Source organism: Halomonas sp. SL18_1 (genome assembly GCF_055755715.1).
The window spans coordinates 1,969,949-1,988,979 of the sequence record NZ_JBVTRK010000001.1; the positions used below are offsets into that span (position 1 = coordinate 1,969,949).

General features: G+C 67.6%; 16 protein-coding genes and 7 pseudogenes. 20 read left to right on the top strand and 3 right to left on the bottom strand.

Annotated elements, in window-relative coordinates:
- Positions 1-22 precede the first annotated feature (22 nt).
- Positions 23-959: pseudogene (locus ACSJDS_RS09900) on the top strand (substrate-binding domain-containing protein).
- 9 nt (positions 960-968) lie between these two features.
- On the opposite strand, the gene ACSJDS_RS09905 reads toward ACSJDS_RS09900, so the two are convergent.
- A complete protein-coding gene (locus ACSJDS_RS09905) occupies positions 969-1,376 on the bottom strand; it encodes a RidA family protein (RefSeq protein WP_473033121.1) in 408 nt (135 codons plus the stop codon).
- Between the two features lie 180 nt (positions 1,377-1,556).
- Between ACSJDS_RS09905 and ACSJDS_RS09910 the strand changes: the two genes are divergently transcribed.
- The 18 genes and pseudogenes from ACSJDS_RS09910 (at position 1,557) to ACSJDS_RS09995 (ending at position 17,476) form a co-directional block, all read left to right on the top strand.
- Entirely contained in the window at positions 1,557-1,973 is a 417-nt protein-coding gene (locus ACSJDS_RS09910; protein ID WP_473033122.1) for a MaoC/PaaZ C-terminal domain-containing protein, read from the top strand.
- Entirely contained in the window at positions 1,877-2,974 is a 1,098-nt protein-coding gene (locus ACSJDS_RS09915) for a bifunctional enoyl-CoA hydratase/phosphate acetyltransferase (protein ID WP_473033123.1), read from the top strand. Before ACSJDS_RS09910 ends, ACSJDS_RS09915 begins: the two co-directional genes overlap by 97 nt.
- A complete protein-coding gene (locus ACSJDS_RS09920; protein ID WP_473033124.1) occupies positions 2,974-4,203 on the top strand; it encodes an acetate/propionate family kinase in 1,230 nt (409 codons plus the stop codon). Before ACSJDS_RS09915 ends, ACSJDS_RS09920 begins: the two co-directional genes overlap by 1 nt.
- A gap of 94 nt (positions 4,204-4,297) precedes the next feature.
- Positions 4,298-5,377 carry an acyltransferase family protein gene (locus ACSJDS_RS09925; RefSeq protein ID WP_473033125.1) on the top strand — a complete coding sequence of 360 codons (1,080 nt, stop codon included), beginning with the start codon at positions 4,298-4,300 and terminating at the stop codon, positions 5,375-5,377.
- Complete coding sequence (locus ACSJDS_RS09930) at positions 5,374-6,228, top strand: serine hydrolase (protein WP_473033126.1); 855 nt, start codon at positions 5,374-5,376, stop codon at positions 6,226-6,228. Before ACSJDS_RS09925 ends, ACSJDS_RS09930 begins: the two co-directional genes overlap by 4 nt.
- Entirely contained in the window at positions 6,170-6,451 is a 282-nt protein-coding gene (locus tag ACSJDS_RS09935; RefSeq protein ID WP_473035015.1) for a serine hydrolase, read from the top strand. The genes ACSJDS_RS09930 and ACSJDS_RS09935 overlap by 59 nt, the downstream gene beginning before the upstream one ends.
- A 374-nt stretch (positions 6,452-6,825) precedes the next feature.
- Positions 6,826-9,007 (top strand): annotated as a pseudogene (locus tag ACSJDS_RS09940) (NADP-dependent malic enzyme).
- 40 nt (positions 9,008-9,047) lie between these two features.
- Positions 9,048-11,728 (top strand): annotated as a pseudogene (aceE, locus tag ACSJDS_RS09945) (pyruvate dehydrogenase (acetyl-transferring), homodimeric type).
- Positions 11,729-11,745: 17 nt separating this feature from the next.
- Positions 11,746-11,955, top strand: a pseudogene (locus tag ACSJDS_RS09950) (biotin/lipoyl-containing protein); the annotation flags it as partial.
- 420 nt (positions 11,956-12,375) lie between these two features.
- Positions 12,376-13,050: pseudogene (locus ACSJDS_RS09955) on the top strand (2-oxo acid dehydrogenase subunit E2); the annotation flags it as partial.
- 14 nt (positions 13,051-13,064) lie between these two features.
- Positions 13,065-13,283, top strand: a complete 219-nt coding sequence (locus ACSJDS_RS09960) for a biotin/lipoyl-containing protein (protein WP_473033127.1) — start codon at positions 13,065-13,067, stop codon at positions 13,281-13,283.
- Complete coding sequence (locus ACSJDS_RS09965) at positions 13,283-13,816, top strand: biotin/lipoyl-containing protein (protein WP_473033128.1); 534 nt, start codon at positions 13,283-13,285, stop codon at positions 13,814-13,816. Before ACSJDS_RS09960 ends, ACSJDS_RS09965 begins: the two co-directional genes overlap by 1 nt.
- On the top strand, positions 13,750-14,112 hold the full coding sequence (locus ACSJDS_RS09970; RefSeq protein WP_473033129.1) for an FAD-dependent oxidoreductase: 363 nt from the start codon (positions 13,750-13,752) through the stop codon (positions 14,110-14,112). The genes ACSJDS_RS09965 and ACSJDS_RS09970 overlap by 67 nt, the downstream gene beginning before the upstream one ends.
- Positions 14,034-15,167, top strand: coding sequence for a dihydrolipoyl dehydrogenase family protein (locus ACSJDS_RS09975; protein ID WP_473033130.1), 1,134 nt, complete (start codon positions 14,034-14,036; stop codon positions 15,165-15,167). Before ACSJDS_RS09970 ends, ACSJDS_RS09975 begins: the two co-directional genes overlap by 79 nt.
- A 172-nt stretch (positions 15,168-15,339) precedes the next feature.
- Positions 15,340-15,924 (top strand): TetR/AcrR family transcriptional regulator, encoded by a 585-nt coding sequence (locus ACSJDS_RS09980; RefSeq protein ID WP_473033132.1) that lies wholly within the window; start codon positions 15,340-15,342, stop codon positions 15,922-15,924.
- A 128-nt stretch (positions 15,925-16,052) separates the two neighbouring features.
- On the top strand, positions 16,053-16,229 hold the full coding sequence (locus ACSJDS_RS09985; protein ID WP_473033134.1) for a DUF1326 domain-containing protein: 177 nt from the start codon (positions 16,053-16,055) through the stop codon (positions 16,227-16,229).
- 35 nt (positions 16,230-16,264) lie between these two features.
- Positions 16,265-16,618 carry a DUF1326 domain-containing protein gene (locus ACSJDS_RS09990; RefSeq protein WP_473035016.1) on the top strand — a complete coding sequence of 118 codons (354 nt, stop codon included), beginning with the start codon at positions 16,265-16,267 and terminating at the stop codon, positions 16,616-16,618.
- A gap of 289 nt (positions 16,619-16,907) precedes the next feature.
- Positions 16,908-17,476: pseudogene (locus ACSJDS_RS09995) on the top strand (DUF2182 domain-containing protein).
- Positions 17,477-17,541: 65 nt separating this feature from the next.
- Here ACSJDS_RS09995 and ACSJDS_RS10000 read toward each other — a convergent pair.
- Both ACSJDS_RS10000 and ACSJDS_RS10005 read right to left on the bottom strand, forming a co-directional pair.
- Positions 17,542-17,712 (bottom strand): annotated as a pseudogene (locus ACSJDS_RS10000) (hypothetical protein); the annotation flags it as partial.
- A 9-nt stretch (positions 17,713-17,721) separates the two neighbouring features.
- Complete coding sequence (locus tag ACSJDS_RS10005; protein ID WP_473033135.1) at positions 17,722-18,360, bottom strand: CDP-alcohol phosphatidyltransferase family protein; 639 nt, start codon at positions 18,358-18,360, stop codon at positions 17,722-17,724.
- Between the two features lie 153 nt (positions 18,361-18,513).
- On the opposite strand from ACSJDS_RS10005, the gene ACSJDS_RS10010 reads away from it, so the two are divergent.
- Positions 18,514-18,972 (top strand): hypothetical protein, encoded by a 459-nt coding sequence (locus ACSJDS_RS10010; RefSeq protein ID WP_473033137.1) that lies wholly within the window; start codon positions 18,514-18,516, stop codon positions 18,970-18,972.
- Positions 18,973-19,031 lie beyond the last annotated feature (59 nt).

Genomic DNA, 19,031 nt, shown 5'->3' on the forward strand with positions numbered 1-19,031 from the left:
CGACCAGGTCGGCGCCACCAAGATGACCGTGAGCCGCTGCCTGCGCGATCCCACCACGGTCTCGGAGGGGCTGCGCGAGCGCATCTTCGAGGTGGCCGAGCGGCTCGGCTATATTCCCAACCGTGCGCCGGACATCCTCTCCAAGGCCAAGAGCCACGCCATCGGCGTGCTGGTGCCCTCGCTGACCAACCAGGTGTTCGCCGAGGTGATCGTCGGCATCGAGACGGTCACCGAGCCGGCGGGTTACCACCTGATGCTCTCCCACTACGGCTATAGCCCGGAGCTGGAGGAGCGCAGCCTCGCCTCGCTGCTCTCCTACAACGTGGACGGGGTGATTCTCTCGGACAGCCATCACAGCCCGCGCAGCCTGCGCATGCTGGAAACCGCCGGGATTCCCACCGTCGAGATCATGGACTCGCTGACCCCGCCGCTGCATCAGGCGGTGGGCTACGACAACGTCCAGGCCGCCTATGACATGGTCAGCGAGATGATCCGCCGCGGCCGACGCCGGATCCTCTACCTTGCCGTGCGCCTCGACGCGCGCACCCGCCAGCGTGAAGCGGGCTACCGCCGCGCCATGCAGGAGCATGGCCTGGAGCCGGTCACCCTGCAGCGCAGCCAGCGCTCCTCCTACAGCGTGGGGGCGGCCCTGCTGGGAGAAATTCTCAGCGACTATCCCGCGGCCGACGGTATTTTCTGCACCAACGACGACGTGGCGGTGGGGCCTACTTCGAGTGCCTGCGCCGCGGCGTGAAGGTGCCCGAGCAGATGGCGCTGGCCGGCTTCCATGGCCATGACGTGGGACAGGTGATGACCCCGCGGTTGGCCAGCGTGATCACCCCCGCCAGGCCATCGGCGAGTGCGCGGCCGGTGAGCTGCTCCGGCGAATCCACGGCGAGGCGGGCGGCGAACCGGCCATCGATCTGGGCTATCGCATCGAGCCGGGCATGACCCTCTGACGGTGCGGCTCACGCCTCCGAGCTCGTCGTTTCGCGGCGCCGGCGCACCATCAGGGTGATCTCCACGTTAGCGCCGCCGTAAAGGCGCGGGGTCATGGTGCAGGTGCGTGCCGGATAGCGGTGATGGTGAAAGAATTCAGCATAGGCGGCGTCCATGTTGCGCTGCTCGTCCAGGTTGGTCAGGTGGACGTCCACCCGCACCGTGTCGGCCAGGTCGGCGCCCACATAGGTGAGCATGCGTTCCAGCCGGCGCATCACCCAGCGGGTCTCCTCGCCGATATCGCCCATCACGCTCTCGCCGCCCTGGATATCGGCGACCGTCAGCCCCGAGACGAACACGTAATGGTCGTCGAGCACCAGATGGCTGCCGGGAAAGGCGGGGATCGCCAGGGTGGGATCGTTGCGATAGTCGGGCATGAGGGTGCTCTCTAGCGCGTCCAGGGGCCTGAGTCACTATAGTTGCCTAGGCAGCGCCCTGCGAAAGCCGCATGGGTCCGGCGTAAGACCTTGATATCGGTCAAGCTATCGTCGATGCTGACGGCATGTCCATGCTGCGACGCAGTATGATGAGCGTTTTTACCCCTGGAGACCCGCCGGATGGAGAATCATGAGCTGACGGACGGCAACGGCCATATCGAGAACCGCACCTTCGACGAGATTCACGTCGGCGACAGCGCCTCGCTGGAGAAGCGCCTGACGCTGGACGATATCAAGCTGTTCGCGATCATGTCCGGGGACATCAATCCCGCGCACCTCGACGAGGATTTTGCCAAGAGCACGCGCTTTCAGGAGGTGGTGGCCCACGGCATGTGGGGCGGGGCGCTGATCTCCACGGTGCTCGGCACCGAGCTGCCCGGTGCCGGTACCATCTACCTCGGCCAGACGCTGCGCTTTCTCGAGCCGGTGCGCCTGGGGATGTGCTGCATGTCGGCGTCAAGGTGCGCGCCAAGGACGAGGCGCGCAAGCGCATCACCTTCGACTGCCGCTGTACCAACCAGGACGGCCGCACCGTGATCGAGGGCGAGGCGCAGGTCCAGGCGCCCACCGAGAAGATCCGTCGTCCCCGGGCCGTGCTGCCGCGGGTGCGCATGGCCGAGCGCGCCCGCCTGCACGAGCTGCTCACTGCCGCCGATCACCCCGAGCCGGTGGATATGGCGGTGGTACACCCGGTCGACGAGGTGTCGATCCTGGGAGCCTACGAGTCGGCACGCCACGGGTTGATTCGCCCGCTGCTGGTCGGCCCGGAAGCGAAGATCCGGGCGGCGGCCGAGGCGGCCGGCATTGATATCGACGACTTCCCGCTGATCGATGTGCCCCACAGCCATGCCGCTGCCGCCGAAGCGGTCGCGCAGGTTCGCGCGGGGCGTGCGGGGGCGATCATGAAGGGCGCGCTGCACACCGATGAACTGCTTCATGAGGTGGTCAAGCGCGAGGGTGGCCTGCGCACAGAGCGCTGCATCAGCCATGTGATGGCCTTCGACGTGCCCACTTACCCGCGGCCGCTGTTCATCACCGATGCGGCGATCAATATCGATCCCAAGCTGGATGCCAAGCGCGATATCGTGCAGAACGCCATCGAACTGGCCCATGCCGTGGGCAACGACAATCCCAAGGTGGCGATTCTTTCGGCGGTGGAAACCGTCAACTCCAAGATCGCCTCGACCCTGGAGGCGGCGGCGCTGTGCAAGATGGCCGAGCGCGGCCAGATTCGCGGCGGGGTGATCGACGGCCCGCTGGCCTTCGACAACGCCGTCTCCGAGGCCGCCGCGGCGGCCAAGGGCATCGTCTCGCCGGTGGCCGGTCGGGCCGATATCCTGGTGGCGCCCGACCTGGAGTCCGCCAACATGCTGATGAAGCAGCTGACCTACTTGGCCGACGCCACCGGCGCCGGCCTGGTGGTGGGGGCCCGGGTGCCCATCGTGTTGACCAGCCGCGCCGACGACGCCATCACCCGTCTGGCCTCCTGCGCCCTTGCGCTGCTGGCCGCCGACCATCAGCAGCGGGTGGGCCGGTGATGCGCGAGATCCTGGTCCTCAACAGCGGCTCCTCGAGCATCAAGTTCGCGCTGTTCGGCGTGCCCGTGGAGGCCGACCCGCTGGCGCTGACGCTGCGCTTTCGTGGCCACCTGGCCGGCCTAGGCGGCCAGGCGCGGCTGAGCCTGCACGACGCCGAGGGCCGGGCGCTGGACCCCGCCGGCTCGCCGCTTGGCGAGCTACCCGCCGCGCTCGATCACGACGCCGCCCTGGAGCGGCTGCTGGCCTGGATCGAGGCCCATCCTGACCTGGGCGAGATCGCGGCGGTGGGCCACCGCATCGTCCACGGCGGGCGCGAGCATACCGACCCGGTGCGCCTCGACGACGCCACGCTAGGCACCCTCGAGGCGCTCAACCCCCTGGCGCCGCTGCATCAGCCCTATGGCCTCGCCCCGGTGCGGGCACTGTCGGCGCTGCGTCCCGCGCTGCCCCAGGTGGCCTGCTTCGACACCGCCTTCCATGCCGGACAGCCGGCGGTGGCCCAGAGCTTTCCCCTGCCGCGCCGCTACCGCGAGGCGGGCATGGTGCGCTACGGCTTCCACGGCCTCTCCTACGACTACATCAATCGCACCCTCAACGAGCGGGTGCTGCCGGACAGGGCAGGGCCCGGGGAGGCTCAGGGCGCCGTGCCGCCGGGGCGGGTGATCGTCGCCCACCTGGGCAACGGCGCCAGCCTGTGTGCCATCCGCGACGGCGTGAGCCAGGCCTCGACCATGGGCTTCACTGCCCTGGAGGGGCTGATGATGGGCACCCGCAGCGGCAGCCTCGACCCGGGCCTGGTGCTGCACCTGATCCTCCAGGAGGGGATGTCCGCCGAAGCGGTGCAGCGCCTGCTCTACAAGGAGTCCGGGCTGCTCGGCGTCTCCGGGATCAGCGGCGACATGCGCGAGCTGCTGGAAAGCGAGGCCCCCGAGGCCGCCGAGGCCATCGAACTCTATGTCTACCGCATCGTGCGCGAGATCGGCAGCCTGGCCGCGGCGCTGGGCGGGCTGGACCATCTGGTGTTCACCGCCGGCATCGGCGAACGCGCCGCCCCGGTGCGCGCCGGGGTGGTGGCGGGCTGCCAGTGGCTGGGGGCGGCCCTCGACCCGGCCGCTAACCGGGCCGATGCCACCGATATCGCCGCGGCGGAGAGCCGGGTGGGGCTGTGGGTGATTCCCACCGACGAAGAGCGCATGATCGCCTGGTATACGGCCGGCGCGCTGGCATAGTCCGGGGTGTCTCGGCGAGACTGAGTCCGGGACGAGCAGCGACGGGAGAGCCGCATGGGGGAAGGGAGTCACCTCGAGACTCAACGAACGGCCGGTGCTGCCGGCCGCCGAGGCGCGCATCGAGGCCATCGACCTGGCCCGGGGCATCGCCATCTCGCTGATGATCCTCAGCCATGCAGTGAGCGGGCTGTACGGCATTCGCCAGGTGCCCGACTGGGGCATGGTGCCGATCCACCTGCTCACCAAGTTCTCCTCCTCGCTGTTCATCGTGGTGTTCGGCATCGCCCTGGCCGTGGCCTTCCTGCCCAGGGTCGGCGAGCCAGGCTGGCCGCGGCGGCGCCTCAAACTGCTGCTGCGCGGGCTCGAGGTGCTGTTCTGGTACAAGGCGCTGACCATCGTCGAGATGCTGCCGCTCTATGAGCCTCAGGATATCCTCGACGCCCTGCTGTATCAGCGCTTTCCGATCTGGGTGGAGATCCTCGGCTTCTACGCCATTGCCCTGCTGTGGCTGCCCTGGGTGCTTCCCCTGTGGCGGCGTCTGCCGCTCTGGTCGCGGCTGGCGGCACCGGTGGCGGTGGCCCTGTTGGCGGGGGCCCTGGAGCGGCATTTCCACTTCTGGGGGATCGAGCCGCTCAAGGCGATCCTGGTGGAGGATGACGACCACTATGCCTGGGGGCAGCTCTCGCGCCTCCCGCTGGTGATGCTGGGTCTGCTGATCGGCGAGGCGCTGCTGCGCGGGTACGGGACACCGGTATGGCGCCGACGGCTGGTCCTCGTCGTGGGCGGGCTCGGCGTGGCCCTGCTGCTGGGCTTTCTGGCGCTGGCGCTGCCCGAGCTCTACCAGGCCCTGATGGGCGTGGCCTGGAACCGCGGCAAGCACCCGCCGGCGCTGTCCTTCATGCTGTTCAGCCTGGGCGGCGCCCTGGTGATCCTGGCGCTCTGCCTGTGGGGTGGGGCGGGGGCGGCGCGCGCCCTTAGGCCGATCACCCTGATCGGCGGTGACGCCCTCAAGGCGTTCGTGTTTCATATTGTGGTGATCTTTCTGATCCTGCGCTTTTTGCTCGAGGCCTGGCAGGTGTACAGCTATCCGCAGACGCTGGGCATCGGCGTGGCGCTGGTGCTGGGGGCCGCGGGCTGGATCGCCCTGCTGCGCTGGATGGGAGCGAGGCGATGACCCGCGCCCTGATGATAGGCCTGGCCCTGGCCGGCCTGCTGCTCTCACTGTCTTTTTCCGTAACGGCCACCGCTGCTTCCACCGCCGTCGAGGCCGACTGGCGGGCCCGGCTCGAATCGCGCCTGGCCGCCATCGAGGCCGCCTTCGACGGCGAGCTGGGGGTGCACCTGCGTCCGTTGGCTTCGGATGCGCCTGCCTTCGGCTGGCGGGATCGCGAGACCTGGTACCTAGCCTCGCTGGTCAAGGTGCCGGTGGCCATCGAGCTGATGGCTCGGGTGGAGGTGGGCGAGACGACCCTCGAGGAGCGCCTGATCCTCGAGGAGCGCCACTATATCGACGGTGCCGGCCCGACCAACTGGCACGACCCTGGCACGCCGCTGACGCTGGGCGAACTGCTGGTGGCGATGCTCACGGTGAGCGACAACACCGCCACCGATATGCTGATCGAGCACCTGGGGCTTTCGGCCATCAACCGGCGTGCCGCGGCGCTGGTCGACGAGCCGCGGCGGCTGGGGCCGATCACCCGCCTGGTGGACGTGCGCCGCGAGGTGTACGGGGCGCTGCATCCCGCCGCACGGGAGCTGACCGGCCTCGACTTCATCGCGCTGCAGAAGCAGCCCGACGACGCCCGGCGGCTGGCGTGGCTAGCTGGACCGGCTGGAGCTTGCGCCCCAGGCGCTGCGCCTGCCGAGCCTGGAGGCCGCCTTCGCCCGCTACTACGCCAGCGGCCTCAACGGCGGCCGGCTCGATGGCGTCGCCGACCTGCTCGCCGCCCTGGCGCAGGGGCGGGCGCTGGGGGCTCAGGCCAGCGCCGATCTGCTGGCGATCATGACCGCCACCGCCAGCGGTGAGCAGCGGCTCAAGGCGGGCCTTGGGCCCGGCATCCGCTTCGCCCACAAGACCGGCACCCAGCATCGCCTGGCCTGCGATGCCGGCATCGTCTCCATGGTGGGCGAGGGCCGCCAGCTGGCGGTCGTGGCCTGCGTTCGCGGCGAAGTAGAGGTGGCACGCAGCGAGCGGGTGCTGGCCGAGATCGGCCGGGCGATCCGCGAATTGCTGAATGCCGAGGACTGAAGGACCACGAGACGCGCAACGCCCACCCTCACGACTGCAGTCAGGATCCCCCCTTCGAATGTCACCTCAACGGCGAGGACGGCGATGACGATGTCGTGGCATCCAATCTTCGTTGATTGCTCGTTAACCGTTGATGTCGATATTGCCCTAAGGCGTATCGAGTCGAGTGCGTTGCCAAGGCAAGGGTGGCTCGGCCGGTAGAGCCGGACTGACAACAGTTCGAGAAGGCGATCGGCAAGACGGTCACCGAGGCCGCCTCGCTGTCAATAACAACGAATGGGGTAGAGCACATGGCAGACGATCTGCGCGACAGCGCCCTGCAGTACCATCGGTTTCCCCGCCCCGGCAAGCTGGCGATCCAGGCGATCAAGCCCATGGCCAGCCAGCGGGATCTCTCCCTGGCCTATTCCCCCGGCGTGGCCGCGGCCTGCGAGGAGATCGAGCGCGATCCCCTGCTGGCGGCCGAGTACACCGCCCGCGGCAACCTGGTGGCCGTGGTCAGCAACGGCACGGCGGTGCTGGGGCTGGGGGCCATCGGCGCCCTGGCCTCCAAGCCGGTGATGGAGGGCAAGGCGGTGCTGTTCAAGAAGTTCGCCGACGTCGACGTCTTCGATATCGAGATCGAGGAGCGCGACCCGGACAAGCTGATCGAGATCATCGCCGGCCTGGAGGCCACCTTCGGGGGCATCAACCTGGAAGACATCAAGGCACCGGAGTGCTTCGAGATCGAGCGGCGCCTGCGCGAGCGGATGAATATTCCGGTGTTCCACGATGACCAGCACGGGACCGCCATCGTCACGGCGGCCGCGCTGCTCAACGGCCTGCGGGTGGTGGACAAGCCGCTCGGCGACATCCGTCTGGTCTGCAACGGCGCGGGCTCCGCGGCCCTGGCCTGCCTGGACCTGGCGGTCTCCCTGGGGGTTCGCCAGGAGAACATCCTGGTCTGCGACCGCAGCGGCGTGATACACGCCGACCGTGACGGCCTGGATCAGTACAAGGCGCGCTATGCGGCCCGCACCGAGGCCCGCACCCTGGCCGATGCCGTCAACGAGGCCGACGTCTTTTTCGGCCTCTCGAGCGGAGGCGCGCTCACCCCGGAGATGGCGGCGACCATGGCGGATCGCCCCCTGATCCTGGCCATGGCCAACCCCACCCCGGAGATCATGCCGGAGGAGGCCAAGGCGGTGCGTCCGGATGCGGTGATCGCCACCGGACGCTCGGACTACCCCAACCAGGTCAACAACGTCCTGTGCTTCCCGTTCATCTTCCGGGGCGCCCTGGACTGCGGCGCCACCACCATCAACGAGGAGATGAAGCTGGCCACCGTCAAGGCCATCGCCGACATGGCCACCACCACGGTGCCGGAGACGGTGGCGGTGGCCTATGGCGGCCAGGCGCTGACCTTCGGCCCCGACTACATCCTGCCCAAGCCCTTCGACCCGCGCCTGATCGACACCATCCCGCCGGCGGTGGCCAAGGCCGCCATGGAGAGCGGAGTGGCCGCTCGCCCCATCGAGGACCTGGAGGCCTATACCCGCTCGCTGTCACGCCTGGTCTACCGCTCCGGCAACGTGATGGAGCCGGTGTTCGAGCGGGCGCGACACAACCCCCTGCGCCTGCTCTACGCCGAAGGCGAGGATGAGCGTGTGCTCCGCGCCATGGAGGTCTGCGTCAGCCAGCGCTATGCCAGGCCCCTGCTGATCGGCCGCCGTGCGGTCATCGAGGCGCGTATCGAGGAGCTGGGGCTGCCGGTGACGCCCGGCGTCGATTTCGAGCTGATCGACGCTCAGGACTATCCCGACTACGCTGCGCTGGCCAGCGAATACCACCAGCTGATGGGGCGCCGCGGCGTCCATCCTGAGGCCGCCGAGAAGCGCGTCCGCAGCCGGGCCACCATCCTCGCCTCGCTGCTGCTGCGACGGGGCGACGTGGACGCCATGATCGCCGGCCCCGTGGGCACCTACCACGAGCATCTGGATCTGGTGATGGACGTCATCGGCCTGCGCGAGGGCGTCAGCACGCCGGCGGCCCTGCAGCTGCTGATCCTCGAACGGGCCACGCTGTTCATTGCCGACCCCTTCGTCAACTACGACCCCGATGCCAGCCAGATCGCCGAGATCACCCTGCTGGCCGCCGAACAGGTGCGCCGCTTCGGCATCACGCCCGGGCCGCCCTGGTCTCCCACTCCAATTTCGGCAGCTCCGACTTCGCCAGCGCGGGGAAGATGCGCCAGGCCCTGGCGCTGATCCGGGAGCGCGAACCGGACCTGGTGGTGGACGGCGAGATGCAGGCCGACTCGGCGCTCTCCACGGGGGTGCGCGGGCGAATCCTGCCGACTCGCTGCTCGAGGGCGAGGCCAACCTGCTGATCATGCCCGATTTAGACGCGGCGAATATCGCCTTCACCGCCCTGAAGGTGTTGGGCAACGGCGTTTCCGTGGGGCCGATCCTGCTAGGGGCCGCCAAGCCGGTTCACGTCCTCAACCGCACGGTCACCGCACGGGGGATCGCCAACATGAGCGCCTTCGCCGTGGTCGAGGCACAGACCGATCGCTGAATAACAACAAACCAGACCCAATCATCAAGGGAGACGATCCATGGCCTTCGAGAACTACAACGACTTCGATCCTCAGGAGACCCGGGAGTGGCAGGAAGCCGTCGACGTGGTGGTGGAGCGGGTGGGCCCCGAGCGCGCCACCTACCTGCTACACAAGGCGGTGGAAGAAGCCTACCGGACCGGTACCGAGGCGCCGGATACCACCCGCACGCCCTATGTGAACACCATCCCGCCCCACAAGGAGGCCAAGCTGCCCGGCGACGAGGCGCTGCTGAAACGCTTGATCGCCTATCTGCGCTGGAACGCCATGGCCATGGTGGTGCGCGCCAACAAGAAGCCCGCCGAACCTGGCGGCCATATCGCCAGCTATCAGTCCTCGGCGGTGATGTACGAGGTGGGGTTCAACCACTTTTGGCGGGCCCCCGACGATGGCCAAGGGGGGACATCATCTATTTCCAGGGCCATTGCGCCCCTGGGATCTACGCGCGGGCATTTCTCGAGGGGAGGCTCACCGAGGAGCAGCTGGAGAACTTCCGCCTGGAGGTGGACGGCAAGGGGATCTCCTCCTACCCCCACCCCTACCTGATGCCGGACTTCTGGCAGGTCTCCACCGTCTCCATGGGCCTGGGGCCGATCATGGCCATTTATCAGGCCCGTTTCATGAAGTACCTCCAGCACCGGGGGCTGGTTGACACCGAGGGGCGCAAGGTCTGGGCGTTTCTGGGTGACGGCGAGATGGACGAGCCCCAGTCCCAGGGGGCCATCGCCCTGGCCAGCCGCGAGAAGCTCGATAACCTGATCTTTGTGATCAACTGCAACCTGCAGCGCCTGGACGGTCCGGTGCGCGGCAACGGCAAGATCGTCCAGGAGCTGGAGGGCAACTTCCGGGGGGCGGGCTGGAACGTCATCAAGTGCCTGTGGGGATCGGGCTGGGACGAGCTGCTGGCCAAGGACACCCGGGGGCTGTTGCGCCAGCGCATGGAGGAGTGCGTCGACGGCGAGTACCAGAACTTCAAGGCCAAGGGTGGCGGCTACGTTCGCGAGCATTTCTTCGGCAAGTACCCGGAGCTCAAGGAGATGGTCGTCCATATGTCGGACGACGACATCTACTACAAGCTGGTCCGCGGCGGCCACGACCCCCAGAAGGTCTACGCCGCCTATCACGCGGCGGTCAACACCCGGGACAAGCCCTCGGTGCTGCTGATGAAGACCGTCAAGGGTTACGGCATGGGCGAGGGCGGCGAGGGCCAGAACATCACCCACCAGAAGAAGAAACTGGGCGAGGACAACCTTCGCTACTTCCACCAGCGCTTCGACCTGCCCTTCAGCGACGACCAGGTCACCCAGGCGGCCTTCTTCAAGCCGCCGGAGGAGAGCGTCGAGATGCAGTTCCTCCACGCCCAGCGCAAGGCGTTGGGGGGCTGCCTGCCCCAGCGCCAGCGCAACGGCGACCGGCTTGAGGCGCCGCCCCTGGAGATGTTCAAGCAGGTGCTGGGGGACACCGGCGAGCGCACCCTGTCCACCACCATGGCCGTGGTGCGCATCATGGTCGCCCTGGCCCGGGACAAGACCCTGGGGCCGCGGCTGACTCCCATCGTCGCCGACGAGTCGCGCACCTTCGGGATGGAGGGCATGTTCCGGCAGATCGGCATCTACGCCCCCGAGGGGCAGAAGTACGTGCCCATGGACGCCGAGGAGATCATGCCCTACCGGGAGGACCAGAAGGGCCAGATCCTGCAGGAGGGCATCAACGAGGACGGCGCCATGTCGTCGTGGATCGCCGCCGCCACTTCCTACAGCAACCACGGGGTCACCATGATCCCGTTCTACGTCTACTACTCCATGTTCGGTTTCCAGCGCGTCGGCGACCTGGCCTGGGCGGCCGGCGACATGTTGGCGCGGGGTTTCCTGATCGGCGGCACCTCGGGGCGCACCACCCTGAACGGCGAAGGCCTGCAGCACCAGGACGGGCACAGCCAGCTGTTCGCCCAGTTCATCCCCAACTGCATGGCCTATGACCCCACCTTCCACTACGAGGTCGCGGTGATCGTACGCGACGGCCTCAAGCGCATGTACGAGGAGCAGCAGGACGTCTTCTACTACATCACCACCCTGAATGAGAACTACCATCACCCGGCGCTGCCCGAGGGTGCCGAAGAGGACATCATCAAGGGCATGTATCGGTTCCGCCAGGCCGAGGGCAAGGGCAGGAGCAGGGGAAAGGAACCGCGGGTACAGCTCCTGGGCTGTGGCAGCATCCTCAACGAGGTGATCGCCGCGGTGGACCTGCTGCGTGACGACTGGGGCGTGGCGGCCGATGTCTGGAGCTGCCCGAGCTTCAACGAGCTGGCTCGCGACGGCCACGCGGTCAAGCGCTGGAATCGGCTGCATCCGGGTAAGAAGCCCCGCAAGAGCCATGTCGAGCAGTGCCTGGAGGGCACCGAAGGCCCGATCATCGCTTCCACCGACTATATCCGCATGTTCGCCGAACAGATCCGGCCCTTCGTGCCACGGCGTTACGAGGTACTGGGTACCGACGGCTTCGGCCGTTCCGACAGCCGCGAGGCCCTGCGCCGCCATTTCGAGGTGGATCGCCATCACGTCACCCTGGCCGCCCTTCAGGCCCTGGTCGACGAGGGCCAGCTCAAGAGCGGCAAGGTGCGCGATGCCATCGCCAAGTACGGCATCGACCCCGAAAAGCCCAACCCCCTCTACGCCTGAGAGGTAGGAGAAAAACAGTGGCCATTCAAGAGATCAAGGTACCGGACATCGGCGACTTCACCGATGTCCCGATCATCGAAATCCACGTCCAGGCCGGCGACCAGATCCAGGTCGAGGACCCGCTGATCACCGTGGAATCGGACAAGGCCTCCATGGACGTGCCCGCGCCTGCCGCGGGGACGGTCAAGGAGGTCAAGGTCAATCTCGGCGACTCGGTCTCCGAGGGCAGCCTGGTGCTGCTGCTGGAGAGCGAGGCGGGCGCGGCAGACAAGCCCGAAGCGGGGGAGGGGGACAAGGCCGCGGCGCCCGCCGGAGGGGGCGGGAGCCAGCGCCACCGGCGGCGCCCCCGCTGCACCGGCGGCCGCCCCCGCCAGCGCCCCGCCGAGCGGCCCGATCGCGGACTTCAGCCGGGTGCACGCCAGCCCCTCCGCGCGCCGCCTGGCCCGCGAGCTGGAGGTGGACCTGACCCGCGTGCCGCCCACCGGCCTCAAGGGGCGGGTCACCCAGGAGGACATACGCAGCTTCGCCAGGGGCGGCGCCCGGCGGCGGCTAGCGCTTCAACTGGCGCTCCGACCGCCGGCGGGGGCATGGATCTGCTGCCCTGGCCCCAGGTGGACTTCAGCAAGTTCGGCCCGGTGGAGACCCAGCCGCTGTCGCGCATCAAGAAGATCTCCGGCGCCAACCTGCATCGCAACTGGGTGCGGATTCCCCACGTCACCAACCATGACGAGGCCGACATCACCGACCTGGAGGCCTTCCGGGTGCAGTTCAACAAGGAGAACGAGAAAGCGGGCATCAAGGTCAGCATGCTGGCGTTCATGATCAAGGCCGCGGTCGCCTCCCTGAAGCAGTTCCCCGAGTTCAATGCCTCGCTGGACGGCGACAACCTGATCCTCAAGCGGTACTACCACATCGGCTTTGCCGCCGACACGCCCAACGGCCTGGTGGTGCCGGTGATCCGCGACGCCGACCAGAAGGGCGTGGCCGAGATCGCCCAGGAGATGGGCGCGCTGGCCAAGCTTGCCCGCGAAGGCAAGCTCAAGCCCGACCAGATGCAGGGCGGCTGCTTCACCATCTCCTCGCTGGGCGGGATCGGCGGGCTCTACTTCACGCCCATCATCAACGCCCCCGAAGTGGCCATCATGGGCGTGTGTCGCTCCTACTGGAAACAGGTTTCCCCCGACGGCAAGCAGTCGGCCTGGCGCTTCATGCTGCCCCTGTCGCTCTCCTGGGATCATCGGGTGATCGACGGCGCCGCCGCGGCCCGCTTCAACGTCCATTTCGCCAACCTGCTCGCCGACATGCGGCGCATCATGATGTAAGGGGGAACGACACCATGGCAATCGAAATCAAGGTGCCCGATATCGGTGACTTCCAAGACGTCGAGATTATCGAGGTGCTGGTCCAGCCGGGCGATGCGATCGATATCGACACCCCGCTGATCACCCTGGAGACCGACAAGGCCTCCATGGACGTGCCGTCCCCGGTCTCGGGGACGGTCGGCGAGCTCAGGGTCAAGGAGGGGACAAGGTCTCCGAGGGCTCGACCATCCTGATGCTGGAGCCGGCCGAGACGGGGGCCCGGGTGGCGGATCACGACCCCCAGCCGGCGGTCCATGAGCGAGGGGCATCCTCCCCGGCGCCCGGCGATGCCGGCGGCGGCTATGGCGGCGGCAGCCTGGAGGAGGTGCGGGTACCGGACATCGGCGATTTCCAGGACGTCCCGGTGATCGAGGTGCTGGTGCGGACCGGCGATACCATCCGTGCCGAGGACCCGCTGATCACCGTGGAGTCCGACAAGGCCTCCATGGACGTGCCCGCGCCCAAGGCCGGCAAGGTCACCGAGGTGCTGGTGACGGTCGGCGACAAGGTCTCGGAAGGGTCGGCGATCCTGATGCTGGAGGCGGAAGGGCAATCGCCCGTCGCTCCCCCGCGGAAGGGCCGGGAGCGGGGGAGCAGGCGGCCGCCGCGCCCGCGCCGACGGCGGCCAGCTATGACGGCGGCGCCGACCTCGAGTGCGAAATGCTGGTGCTCGGCGCCGGGCCGGGCGGCTACTCGGCCGCCTTCCGGGCCGCCGACCTGGGAATGAAGACCGTGCTGGTGGAGCGCTATGCCAGCCTCGGCGGGGTCTGCCTCAACGTCGGCTGCATCCCCTCCAAGGCGCTGCTGCATGTGGCGGCGGTGACCGATGCGGCCAATGCCATGGCCGATCACGGCATCGCCTTCGGCAAGCCGAAGATCGATCTCGACAAGCTGCGCGGCTGGAAGGAATCGGTCGTCGGCAAGCTCACCGGGGGCTGGCCGGCATGGCCAAGGCGCGCAAGGTCGAGGTGGTGCGCGGGGTCGGGACCTTCCTCGACCCGCACCACCTGGAAGTGGCCCTGACCGGCGGCGACGGCCAGGAGACGACCGGCGACAAGCAGGTGATCAAGTTCGACAAGTGCATCATCGCCGCCGGGTCCCAGTCGGTGAAGCTGCCCTTCATTCCCGACGACCCCCGGGTGGTCGATTCCACCGGGGCGCTGAAGTTGACCACCATCCCCAAGCGCATGCTGGTCATCGGCGGCGGCATCATCGGCCTGGAGATGGCCACGGTCTACTCCACCCTGGGCACCCGCATCGACGTGGTCGAGATGCTCGACGGGCTGATGGCCGGCGCCGACCGCGACCTGGTCAAGGTGTGGGAGAAGGTCAACCAGCCGCGTTTCGACAAGGTGATGCTCAAGACCCGGACCACCGCCGTGAAGGCCCAGAAGAACGGCCTCAAGGTCAGCTTCGAGGGCGAGGGCGCCCCCGCCGAGCCGCAGCTCTACGACATGATCCTGCAGGCGGTCGGTCGCCGCCCCAACGGCCACAAGATCGGTGCGGAGAACGCCGGCGTGGCGGTGGACGAACGCGGCTTCATCGCCACCGACAAGCAGATGCGCACCAACGTCGGGCACATCTTCGCCATCGGCGACATCATCGGCCAGCCGATGCTGGCCCACAAGGCGGTGCACGAGGCGCATGTCGCGGCGGAGGCCGCGGCGGGCCAGAAGAGCGTCTTCGATGCCCGCCAGATCCCCTCGGTGGCCTACACCGATCCGGAAGTCGCCTGGGCCGGCAAGACCGAGGCCGAATGCAAGGCCGAAGGCATCAAGTACGGCAAGGCGGTCTTCCCCTGGGCCGCCTCCGGGCGGGCCATCGCCAACGGCCGTGACGAAGGCTTCACCAAGCTGATCTTCGACGAGGAGACCCATCGCCTCATCGGCGGGGCCATCGTCGGCACCCAGGCAGGGGACCTGATTAGCGAACTCTGCTTGGCCATCGAGATGGGCTGCGACCCGGTCGACATCGGCAAGACCATCCACCCCCACCCGACCCTGGGCGAGTCGGTGGGCATGGCCGCCGAACTGTTCGAAGGCGTCTGCACCGATCTGCCCCCACAGAAGAAGCGCTAGGGCGACTGCCAGAGGGCGGCCGATGCCGGCGCGCTCAGGCGGCTGTTCGGCATCGGCCGTTCACCATTGATCCCCTTCCCGGTCGCCTCGTGTGTCGAGGCGGCCGGTTGTCTTGACAGGCCTCCTCACCGGGCTATCTTGAGAATAGACCGGTCAGTCCAGTGGGGATCGAATGGCAACGACAACACGCGAGCGTCTGCTCGAGGCGGGACTCGATATGCTGCTGCGACACGGCTACAACGACCTGGGGATCCAGGCCTTGCTGCAGGCGACTAACACGCCGAAGGGTTCCTTCTATCACCACTTTCAGAGCAAGGAGGACTTCGCCCTGCAGGTCATCGACCGCTACATGGAAGAGGTGCACCAGGGGCTCGATGCCGCCCTGGGGGACAGGTCGCTGCCGCCGCTGGATCGCGCGCGCCGCTTCTTCGAACTCTCGCGGGACAAGTACCGCCGGGATGGCTATCTGGGCTGCATGCTGGGCGGACTGGGGCAGGAGCTTTCCGGCATCAACCCGACCTTCGCCACGAAGATCGAGAGCTGCTTCAGCGAGCTGACCCGGCGTATCGCCGCCTGCCTGGAGGAGGCCCGCCAGGGCGGCGACATCCCGTCCGATGCCGATCCCGTGGAGCTGGCCAACCTGCTGCTCAACTGCTGGGAGGGCGCCGCCCTGCGCAGTCGACTGTGGCGGGACCCGGCGCCCCTGGACCGGATGCTGGATTTCTACTTTTCGGCGGCGACCCGTTCCGCGGACTAGCAGGGGCGTTGCCAGGGAGGTGGCCGCGACAGGTGGCCTGTGGAGCGAGAGTGCCCGGTGCGTTCGCGGCGTGACGTTCCTCATGTCGCCGCCCCGGGCAATCCATCCTGACACTGCTGGAGGTAGCCATGAACGTGCAAGCGAAGTCGGGCTATCGTCTCGAAGGCACCCTGCTGGAGATCTGCTCCTGCGCGGTGTCCTGTCCCTGTTTCATCGGCGAGGATCCCGACGGCGACGAATGCTTCGGGGTGATCGCCTTTAATCTCGAGCGGGGAGAGGCCCGAGGCGTCGACGTCTGGGCCTGACCCTGGTAAACGTCGCTCATATCCCCGGCAACGCCCTGGCGGGCGGCTGGCGAACGGTGCTGCTGGTCGACCATCGGGCCAGCGACGATCAGGTGGAGGCCCTGCTGGACGCCTTCGGTGGCAAGCTGGGCGGGCCCCTGGCCGATCTGGCGAGCCTGGTTGGGGAAGTGGTGGCGGTCGAGCGGGTGCCGATCACCCATGAGGCCCGCGAAGCCGACGGGCGGTTGGAAGCCGAGGGGATGGTCGAGGCGGAGTTCGCTCCCATCCAATCCTCGCCGGATGGCAGCACGGCCACGCTCTACGATAGCGCCTTCAGCACGGTGAAGGGGCCCCGGCCTACCTGGGCAAGTCGCGGCGCTATCGCGTCGAGCTGCCGCAGCACGGCATGAGCTGGTCCTTTGACGGGCGCAATGCGATCCAGACCGCCTGGAAAATGGAGCACCAGCCATGAGTGCCGTGACGGCAGCGAACCCCGCCTGGCGGCATACACCGCTGCTGATGGGGGTGATCGCCCTGGCCTGGGGGCTCGCCCTGGGCGCGGAGCTGACCGGCCAGGCGCAGTGGGTCCACCACCATCGGCTGCATGTCGAGGGTCTGGCGCTCTGGGCCAGCCTGGCGCTGTTCCTGGTGGCCTGGCAGGTGCATATCGCCGCCATGATGCTGCCCTCGACGCTGCCTATGGCGGGCCTGTTCAACCAGGCGGCTGCGGGGCAGCGCCATCCCTGGCTGGCACGCACGGGCTTTCTCGGCGGCTACCTGGCGGTGTGGACCCTGTTCGGGGTCCTGGCGTTGCTCGGCCATTCGCTGGTGGAGCAGGCGAGGCTGCACGGAAGCTGGCCGATGCATCATCCCCATTGGCTGGGCGGCGGCGTGCTGCTGCTGGCCGGCGGTTTCCAGTTCTCCTCGCTCAAGGCGCGCTGCCTGGACAAGTGCCGTCAGCCTCGCGCCTTCCTGCTCAACCACTATCGCCGGGGCATGGCCGGGGCTTCGCCTTGGGGGCGCGCCACGGGGTCTTCTGCCTCGGCTGCTGCTGGGCCCTGATGCTGGTGATGTTCGTGGTGGGGATCGCCAACCTCGCCTGGATGGCGCCGCTCGCCGTGGTGATGCTCATCGAGAAGGTCGCACCCAACGGCTATCGTATCGTGCGCCCAACGGGGTGGCTGCTGATGCTGCTCGGTCTGCTGGTGATGCTGGACCCGGCCTGGCTGCCGAGCCTGGTGCCGATGGCTCCGATGCATATGCATTGAGCTTGGCCAAGGGGAGAGCGCCCCGCGCTAAGGCCGCCTGCCGTGGCAGGCGGCCTTCATCATGCTCAGGGCCGACAGACGAAGTTGTCGTTCTGGATGTCGTGTTCGAGCTGGTGCACGCGGATGTCGCGAAAGCCGGCCGCCTCGAGGTAGGAAAGCGCCCGCTCGCGGCCCCACATGGTGCCGAGCCATTCGCGCACGTAGCGCTCCTGAAGGCCGGTGCGATCGGCCAGTGTCTGCCTCGGTCACGCCACCTTCTCGTGGGTGGGGCTGACCTGCTTCAGGGTGTGGTAGCCGCCCCAGAGCCGCGTCGCCGTGGTAATCAGGCAGGCGATAGCGAACGCCGTTGCGAGATAGGGAAAGTACTGGGGAAAGAGGCAGAAGAGCACGAAGGCGAAAATGGTCTCCGTGCCTTCGGTAAGGCCGTGCAGATAGTAGAAGGCCTTGTTGGGAAAACGTGGCCGCTGCAGGCGATAACGACCGGCCATGATGGCGAAGGCCAGAAATGAGCTCCCCGTGCCGATAAACGCGAACAGGAGCAGCGTGGCGGCAAGCGCATTGTCTACGGGATTGGCCAGGGCGAAGCCAAGCACCACCGCGCCATAGAAGACGAAATCGAGCCCGATATCGAGAAAGCCGCCGGCGTCGCTGGCGGTACCACTTAGCCTGGCCAGCACCCCGTCCAGGCCATCGGCGATGCGGTTGAGCAGGATGACCACCAAGGCCGGGAGATACCACTCCATGGCCAGCAGGGGCAGTGCCAGCAGGCCAATGGCGAATCCCGCCACCGTGACCTGATCGGCGGTCACCCGCCGGGCCTGTAGCCAGCGGGCGCTGCGCTTCAGCAGGTGTTGCGCCAGCGGCATGGTCCAGCGATCCAGCATGGGCTCTCCTTGTTGGGAGGCGTGGTAAAGGGTCGTCGAAGCGCAAGAAAGCTTACAGCGACTGTAAGGGGCCGGCGCGCAAGTCGACCAAGCCCGGCCGTATATCACCCGACCAATGCCGCTGAAGCTTGGCAGTCTCGAGGAGAAAAGAAAATGAGCAAGCCCCTGATACTGATGTTCTTGCGTGTCTCGCTGGGATGGCTGCTGGTCATCTGGGGAGTGAATCGTATCGTTAACGTGGAGCATGGACTGGCCATCGCCGAGCGCTTCTACTTCGGCTTCATGGCAGCCGAGATGCTGATGCCGCTGCTCGGGATGCTCCAGGTTGTCGTGGGTTTGCTGGTGGTGGTGGGGTTCTGGCGGCGCGGCGTCTACCCCGTTCAGCTGCTGGTGAACGGTGCCTCTCTGCTGGCGGTCATGGCCTCAGTGGTGGACCCCTGGGGCTGGGTGCTCGAGGGCACCAATGCGCTCTTCTATCCGTCGCTGATTATTTTCGCGGCCTCTCTGGCCGTGATGGCGTTCAGAGAGGAGGACCGGTTCGCCCTTGATGCTCGTTTTGAACAGACCCAGCGCCGACATCAATGGCGTGCTCCACGGGAGTGCGGACGTTAGCCGCTTTTCGCAGCAGGCTGGGGCAGCCGCCGACCGACCTGGCGGCTGCTAGCGCCCCC

Bases quoted from the DNA above. Each gene is read 5' to 3' on its own strand.
- ACSJDS_RS09905 (WP_473033121.1), bottom strand. From the start codon at position 1,376: ATGCCCGACTATCGCAACGATCCCACCCTGGCGATCCCCGCCTTTCCC.
- ACSJDS_RS09910 (WP_473033122.1), top strand. From the start codon at position 1,557: ATGGAGAATCATGAGCTGACGGACGGCAACGGCCATATCGAGAACCGC.
- ACSJDS_RS09920 (WP_473033124.1), top strand. From the start codon at position 2,974: ATGCGCGAGATCCTGGTCCTCAACAGCGGCTCCTCGAGCATCAAGTTC.
- ACSJDS_RS09930 (WP_473033126.1), top strand. From the start codon at position 5,374: ATGACCCGCGCCCTGATGATAGGCCTGGCCCTGGCCGGCCTGCTGCTC.
- ACSJDS_RS09960 (WP_473033127.1), top strand. From the start codon at position 13,065: ATGGCAATCGAAATCAAGGTGCCCGATATCGGTGACTTCCAAGACGTC.
- ACSJDS_RS09965 (WP_473033128.1), top strand. From the start codon at position 13,283: ATGCTGGAGCCGGCCGAGACGGGGGCCCGGGTGGCGGATCACGACCCC.
- ACSJDS_RS09970 (WP_473033129.1), top strand. From the start codon at position 13,750: ATGCTGGTGCTCGGCGCCGGGCCGGGCGGCTACTCGGCCGCCTTCCGG.
- ACSJDS_RS09975 (WP_473033130.1), top strand. From the start codon at position 14,034: ATGGCCAAGGCGCGCAAGGTCGAGGTGGTGCGCGGGGTCGGGACCTTC.
- ACSJDS_RS09980 (WP_473033132.1), top strand. From the start codon at position 15,340: ATGGCAACGACAACACGCGAGCGTCTGCTCGAGGCGGGACTCGATATG.
- ACSJDS_RS09985 (WP_473033134.1), top strand. From the start codon at position 16,053: ATGAACGTGCAAGCGAAGTCGGGCTATCGTCTCGAAGGCACCCTGCTG.
- ACSJDS_RS10005 (WP_473033135.1), bottom strand. From the start codon at position 18,360: ATGCTGGATCGCTGGACCATGCCGCTGGCGCAACACCTGCTGAAGCGC.
- ACSJDS_RS10010 (WP_473033137.1), top strand. From the start codon at position 18,514: ATGAGCAAGCCCCTGATACTGATGTTCTTGCGTGTCTCGCTGGGATGG.